Origin of the sequence: Streptomyces sp. LS1784, from assembly GCF_020103755.1 — a bacterium.
Lineage (GTDB): Bacteria > Actinomycetota > Actinomycetes > Streptomycetales > Streptomycetaceae > Kitasatospora.
On sequence record NZ_JAHSQD010000547.1, the window covers coordinates 1 to 5,456 of the forward strand.

Sequence of the window (5,456 nt, forward strand, 5' to 3'; positions counted from 1 at the left end):
CGGGCTTGCCGAGGCCCGGACTGGCGGGGGCGGTGCGGGAGTTGGCCGGACCGGCGGTCGCGGCCGGGGTGGACCCGGGGTCGGCGGAGGCGGCGGCCGTCGTCGCGGAGCTGGTGGAGCGGTACGGGCAGTGGTGTGCGGGCGCGGTGCCGGGGGACGCCGGGGCGCTGCGCGACCGGTTGGCGGAGCGGCTGGGGGCGATGGCCGATCCGCGGCGGGAGCGGTACCTGGAGCTGCTGGCGGTGGTCAACCAGTGGGCTGCGCCGAAGAGTTGGGCGGCGGAGGTGGACTGGGCGGTGCGCGCCGTGGCGTGAGCCGGGTGCGGGGGCTGCGTGGTTGTGGCTGAGGCTGAGGCTGAGGTTGTTGCAGTTGCGGCAGTGGCTGGGCGGCTATCGGCGGGCGGGGTCGGGGAAGGTGGTGAGGAAGGCGTGGGCCTGGGCGCGGAGGTGGTCGACCGGCGGGTCCTCGCAGATCACCTCCAGGCCGAGTCCGGTTGCCCGGCCCAGGTCGTAGTAGGACTGGTAGGCGAGGTACGGGCGGTGGTCGTCGGTGGGGTCGAGGCCGACGGCGAAGGTCGCGAAGTGGGGCTGCGGCCCGCCCTCGGCAGCGGCCGATCCGGTGCGGGAGAGCTGCCACTCGAACTCGTACGGCTCGGGTTCGGCGGGCAGGTCCAGCAGGGCCTGGGCGAGTCGGCGGACCTCCTCCGGGTTCGCGAAGGGGATCGACTCCGACCAGGAGGGGGCCGAGGCGAGCAGCTCCCAGTCGTCGCCGGTGTGGCCGACGGTCAGGGCCCATGCGCCCTGCCGGTCCTGCCAGTGGCAGCTGATGATCGGGTCCACGGCGGTCAACCTCCCTGTGGTACCGGGTCGTTCGTACCTCCTCATCGTGGCACACCGGGCGGCCCGGGGCCTCGGCCGTGAGCCGTCCTCGGGCCCGCTGCCAGGCCTTCTGGAGCGTGTGATGGCCGGGGCGGCAGCGGGGTAGGCCCGGTCAGTCGGTGCCGGGAGCGGGGTGCCAGGGGCGGTCGGGGCGGGTCGGGACCGGGGCGGAGGTGAGGCGCAGCGCGTACACCTCGCGGTCGGTCGCCTCGTGCGGGACCTGGCCGAGGTACTCGTGGCCGGTCAGATGGCACCAGGCGGGGAGGTCGAGCGGGGCGGCGGGGTCGGTGGTGTGGATGTGGACCACAGCGCCGGCCGGGAGGTGCGCGATCCGGGCGCGCAGCCGGAGCAGGAGCTGGACGCAGAGCAGGCCGGTGCCGTCGATGGCGAGGTCGGGGGTCTCTGCGGCGGCCTTGGGGGTGGCGGCGTCGGCTGCGGTCATCGGGGGGTCTCCTGGGTGATGCGCCAGAGGCGGCGGGGCAGTTCGCCTTCCTCGAAGGGGTGGACGTCGGTCAGGCGCCAGCCCTCGGCGAGCGCGTCCACCAGCTCGCGGGGGAAGAAGTGGACGGCGAAGCCGCCGTGCTCCCAGATGTCGTCCCCGTGTCCGGTCCCGGCGCCGTAGTGGGCGTCGCCGGTGTGGCGGACGGTGTAGACGAAGGTGCCGCCAGGGCGCAGGACCCGGTGGACCTCGGCGACGAGCGCCTCGATCTCCTCGGTGGAGAGCGCCATGCAGAGCAGCATGTGGGCGAAGACCGCGTCGACGGAGGCGTCGGGGAGTGGGAGTGGCTCGCGGACGTCGTGGGTGAGGACCGAGAGCCGGTCGGCCAGGCCCTGGTCCGCCGCGGCGGCGCGCAGCTGTTGCAGGCCGGTCGGGCTGAAGTCGGCGGCCGGCACGCGGAAGCCCGCGCGGGCGAAGTGCAGCGCGTCGCGCCCGTGGCCGGCGCCGAGTTCCAGCACGTCCCGCGCCCCGGCGGCGGCGAACACCTCGGCGGCGTACTCGGCGGGGGCGGAGGGCTGCTCGCCGTACATCCCGGGGTTGGCGGTGTAGGTCTGCTGCCAGTGCGCACGTTGGGTGTCGGCGAGGGTGTGCTCCAGGCCGGGCCCGGTGCCGGGGGTGTCGGTCATGGTGCTGTCCTTCGCGCGGGGTGGTGCGGGTAGTGCGGGTGGTGTGCCTGGTGCGGGTGGTGCGGCGGTGCGGGGTCAGCCTAGGACGAGGGGCGCGCGGTGGGTGTGCCGGGGTGCGGTGGGCGTGCGGCGGGGCCTGGCCGGGCGGCTCAGCCGAGACGCTGACCGGGGGCGGTGCCGCCGAGGCGGGTGAGCAGGGTGGACAGTCGGCTGAGGTCCTCGGCGCTCCACTGCTCGGCCGCGAAGTGGTCGGCGGCGACCTGCCGGGCGGTGTACAGCATCTCGGCGAGCCGCTCGCGGCCGGTCGGGGTGAGGGCGGCGTAGGCGACCCGGGCGTCGCGGGCGGCGGTCTCGCGGGTGACCAGGCCGATCCGCTCCAACGGTGCGAGGCCACGGGTCACACCGGAGGCGGTGAGCCCGAGGGCTTCGGCGAGGTCGACCCGGCGCATCCGGCCGCCGGGGGCCTGGGAGAGGTGGAGCAGCATGGTGAAGTCGGCCAGGCTGACGCCGTGCAGGCCGCTGAGGCCGGCGTCGAAGCGCTTGACCACGGCCGTCTGGGCACGGACCAGCCGCAGGGCGGTATCCAGCGGGTCGGGGCCCGGGCCCGTCGTGGCCGGCGCGGTCGTGGCCGACCCCGTTCGCCCCGTCTGTTCCGGCTGTTCTGTCATTGCCACCTCCTTGACTGCTCAAGTATATCCCGACGGGGAGCCGTCAAGGAGGTGGCGGAGGGGGGGAGGGGGCAGATCAGTGAGCGGTGTTGGCGGCGCGGCGCTGACGCTTGCCGAGCGGCGCCTGGGAGAGGTCCTCGGCCTGGGAGCGGAGGTTCTTGTAGCCGTAGCCGCGTTCGGTGAGCCAGTTCTGCGCCGACTGTTCGGCCCGCTCGGTGGCGTCCAGGATGTCCTCCTCGGCCTCGCCCTCGTCGAGGAAGCGGAAGGTGAAGGCGGCCCTCGCGGACAGGTCGTAGCTGAGGTGGCCCTCGTGCGTGAAGGCGGCGTGCAGCACGTCGTGCTCGGGTGCGGCGGCGAGCAGTTCGGAGCGCTGTTCGTCGGTGAGGCCGTCGAAGACGCCGCGCACCATGATGCGGAAGGTTCGAGTGGTCATCCCCCGACCATAGGCAGGACGGGACGCCGGCCGCCAACGCGATTTCGGGCGCCGCGGTGTCTCAGCCTGGAGACAGCCCACCTGGACGCCTACGGCATGGATCCCTTCACGATCAAGGCGGAGGGCCGGCGGGGTGACCGGCTGGTCTTCTGTGCCGGGGACACCGGGCGTGCCCTGGGGGTCCCGCAGACGCAGGAGGCCGAGCTGCGCGAGCGGTTGGCGGGGCTGGGGATCGGGGCGGGTGTGTTTCGGCACCCGTAGGCGGTCGGGTGTGAGGGTCAGTCGGGGGTGAGCGCTTCGGCGAGCCCGTCCGCGTACCGGGTGAGCCGGTCGAGCTCGGGGCCGCTCCGGGCGCGCCGGAAGCCGTGCCGTCGGCCCCGGAAGGCGGCCTGGACGGCGTGGAGTTGGGCCCAGCGGCGGGTGCGTTCGCGGTCCGGCTCGGCGGCCTCGGTGAAGACGTCGAGTGCACGGAGGAGGGTGCGGTTCACGTCCGTCGCGTCGAGCAGGGTCAGGGCGTGGACCTTGAGCAGAGTGCCGCCGTCGTAGGCTCGGTCGCCCGCGTAGCCCTTGGGGTCCACGGCCGGCCAGGGTTCGCGCTCCGCCCGCAGGATGTTGCGGGGGTGGAGGTCGCCGTGGACGAGCACGTCCGGCTGGCTGCGGGCGAGTTCGCGGACGGTCGCGAGGGCGGCGCCTACCGTGCGGGCCGGAAGGGCGTGGGCCAGGGAGGCTGCGTCGGCGCGCAGTCGGGCCTCCCAGTCCGCCGCCTGCTCGCTCAGCCGGGGCAGGCCCGGCGGTGCCGGGACGGCGAGTCGGCGGCTGAGCCGCCCGGCGACCGTCAGCACCTCGTCGCCGTCCCGGACCTCCGCGAGCGTTGCCGGGCTCGCCCGTTCGAGCAGCATCGCGAAGCGCTCGTCGTCCCGTTCGTACAGCCGGACGGCGCCCCGGCCCGCCCACACCGTGAAGGCGTCCGGCTCGTGGACGTTGCCCGGGTGGGGGAACGAGACCTTCAGCACGGCCGCGCGCCCCGAGGCCTGCCGGACCGGGAGGATCAGGCCGACGCCGCCGTGGGTGGCCGCGCCGTCCCGTACGCAGCCCCAGCGGTCCAGCAGTTCGGCGGCGAGGCCGGGGAGTTCGGCGATCCAGGACGTGCCGGAGGCTCCTTCGCGGTCGACGGTGGTGCGGGCGAGCCCGTCGGGGACGATGATCACGCGGGTTCCTTGCAGGGCTGGGGGAGGGGCGGTGCGGGCTGGTGCGGCGGTTGGTTCGACCGGGCTCAGGGGGCGAAGGGGCCGAAGGCCGTGGCGGCGAGGCGGAGCGCCGGTGCCGGGGTGTCGGGCCCGGTGCCGACGGAGTAGACCAGCCGCTTGCGGAGGTCCGGGGTGGTGAAGAAGCCGCCGGAGTACCCGAGGTCGTGTCCGGTCTTGCCCCAGAGCACCGTGCCGTCCCGCAGGGCAATGGCCGTCAGCCCGGCGCTGTGGCAGGCCCGACCCTTGTCCGGACCGAACCGGCACTCGTCCGCCCCGCGTACCGGCAGCAGCCGGCCCGAGGCGTCCCGCGGCAGGGTGAGCAGGTCGTGCAGCTGCTGGGGCGGCAGGAGTTCGCCGTCCAACAGGGCGCGCAGGAAGCGGTCCAGGTCGGCCGGGGTGGAGACCATCGACTCCGGGTTGCCGCCCTGCTCGGAGACGTCCGTCGGGGTGCCCGCGTTGTCGGGGTAGTAGCCGGCCAAGTGCGGCTCGGGCATCGCGGGCCTGCCCTCCGTCACCTCGGTGTGCCGCAGGCCGAGCGGCTTCAGGATGCGGGCCGTCACCTCCTCCCTGATCGTGTGTCCGGTCACCTGTTCGATGATCCGGCCCGCCAGCCGGTAGTTGAAGCTGTTGTACTCCTGTGCGGTGCCCGGATCGAAGGCCGGGCTCGCCTCGGGCAGGCCCTTCTCCGGGTGCGGGCGGAGCGTCCGCTGGATGACCAGGTCGAGTGTCTCGTTCGCGAACCGGTGGGCTATCAGGCCGTCGTGGTCCTCGACCTCCGGGCCCTCGACGGCCTGCGGAAGTCCGCTGGTGTGGTCGAGGAGTTGGCGGACGGTGATCGGCAGCTTGAAGCTCGCGGGCAGGGTGCCGGGCAGGTACTGCTGGACAGTGCCGTCCAGGGAGATCCGCTGCTCGGCGGCGAGCTGGAGCAGCACCGCGGCGACGAAGGTCTTGTTGATGCTGCCGATCCGGAACGCGGCGTTCGGCGCCACCGGCCGCCCACTCACCGGATCGCCCGCGCTGCCGCGCCAGGCCCGGCCGTCGACCGTCACCCGGGCGACCGCGCCCGCCACCGGGTCGCCCGGCCGGGCGGTGATCGCGGCGTCGA

At 74.4% G+C, this 5,456-nt stretch carries 8 protein-coding genes and 1 pseudogene; 2 read left to right on the forward strand and 7 right to left on the reverse strand.

All coding sequences use genetic code 11. From position 1 onward, the window contains the following. Window positions 1–314, forward strand: a pseudogene (locus KS423_RS37260) (MerR family transcriptional regulator); the annotation flags it as partial. A gap of 75 nt (window positions 315–389) precedes the next feature. On the opposite strand, the gene KS423_RS37265 reads toward KS423_RS37260, so the two are convergent. The 5 genes from KS423_RS37265 to KS423_RS37285 all read right to left on the reverse strand — a co-directional run bounded on the left by KS423_RS37265 (window position 390) and on the right by KS423_RS37285 (window position 3,104). Continuing rightward, window positions 390–839: a hypothetical protein gene (locus KS423_RS37265; RefSeq protein WP_224284170.1), complete on the reverse strand. Its 450-nt coding sequence runs from the start codon at window positions 837–839 to the stop codon at window positions 390–392. Between the two features lie 151 nt (window positions 840–990). Beyond that, window positions 991–1,320 carry a sulfurtransferase TusA family protein gene (locus KS423_RS37270; RefSeq protein ID WP_224284171.1) on the reverse strand — a complete coding sequence of 110 codons (330 nt, stop codon included), beginning with the start codon at window positions 1,318–1,320 and terminating at the stop codon, window positions 991–993. Beyond that, window positions 1,317–2,003 carry a class I SAM-dependent methyltransferase gene (locus KS423_RS37275; protein ID WP_224284172.1) on the reverse strand — a complete coding sequence of 229 codons (687 nt, stop codon included), beginning with the start codon at window positions 2,001–2,003 and terminating at the stop codon, window positions 1,317–1,319. The genes KS423_RS37270 and KS423_RS37275 overlap by 4 nt, the downstream gene beginning before the upstream one ends. 149 nt (window positions 2,004–2,152) lie before the next feature. Beyond that, window positions 2,153–2,671: a MarR family winged helix-turn-helix transcriptional regulator gene (locus tag KS423_RS37280; RefSeq protein ID WP_224284173.1), complete on the reverse strand. Its 519-nt coding sequence runs from the start codon at window positions 2,669–2,671 to the stop codon at window positions 2,153–2,155. A gap of 76 nt (window positions 2,672–2,747) precedes the next feature. After that, window positions 2,748–3,104, reverse strand: coding sequence for a DUF6204 family protein (locus tag KS423_RS37285; protein ID WP_224284174.1), 357 nt, complete (start codon window positions 3,102–3,104; stop codon window positions 2,748–2,750). 96 nt (window positions 3,105–3,200) lie between these two features. Here KS423_RS37285 and KS423_RS37290 point away from each other — a divergent pair, with 96 nt between their 5' ends. Beyond that, the gene (locus KS423_RS37290; protein ID WP_224284175.1) at window positions 3,201–3,365 is read left to right on the forward strand and encodes a hypothetical protein; all 165 of its coding nucleotides are present in this window, start codon (window positions 3,201–3,203) and stop codon (window positions 3,363–3,365) included. 17 nt (window positions 3,366–3,382) lie between these two features. Here KS423_RS37290 and KS423_RS37295 read toward each other — a convergent pair whose 3' ends face one another. Continuing rightward, on the reverse strand, window positions 3,383–4,312 hold the full coding sequence (locus KS423_RS37295; RefSeq protein ID WP_224284176.1) for an aminoglycoside phosphotransferase family protein: 930 nt from the start codon (window positions 4,310–4,312) through the stop codon (window positions 3,383–3,385). A 65-nt stretch (window positions 4,313–4,377) separates the two neighbouring features. Further along, a partial coding sequence (locus KS423_RS37300) for a serine hydrolase (RefSeq protein ID WP_224284177.1) occupies window positions 4,378–5,456 on the reverse strand: 1,079 nt, incomplete at its 5' end.

Excerpts from the sequence above, each read along its gene's own strand:
- KS423_RS37270 (WP_224284171.1), bottom strand. The coding sequence starts at position 1,320 with ATGACCGCAGCCGACGCCGCCACCCCCAAGGCCGCCGCAGAGACCCCC.
- KS423_RS37275 (WP_224284172.1), bottom strand. The coding sequence starts at position 2,003 with ATGACCGACACCCCCGGCACCGGGCCCGGCCTGGAGCACACCCTCGCC.
- KS423_RS37280 (WP_224284173.1), bottom strand. The coding sequence starts at position 2,671 with ATGACAGAACAGCCGGAACAGACGGGGCGAACGGGGTCGGCCACGACC.
- KS423_RS37285 (WP_224284174.1), bottom strand. The coding sequence starts at position 3,104 with ATGACCACTCGAACCTTCCGCATCATGGTGCGCGGCGTCTTCGACGGC.
- KS423_RS37290 (WP_224284175.1), top strand. The coding sequence starts at position 3,201 with ATGGATCCCTTCACGATCAAGGCGGAGGGCCGGCGGGGTGACCGGCTG.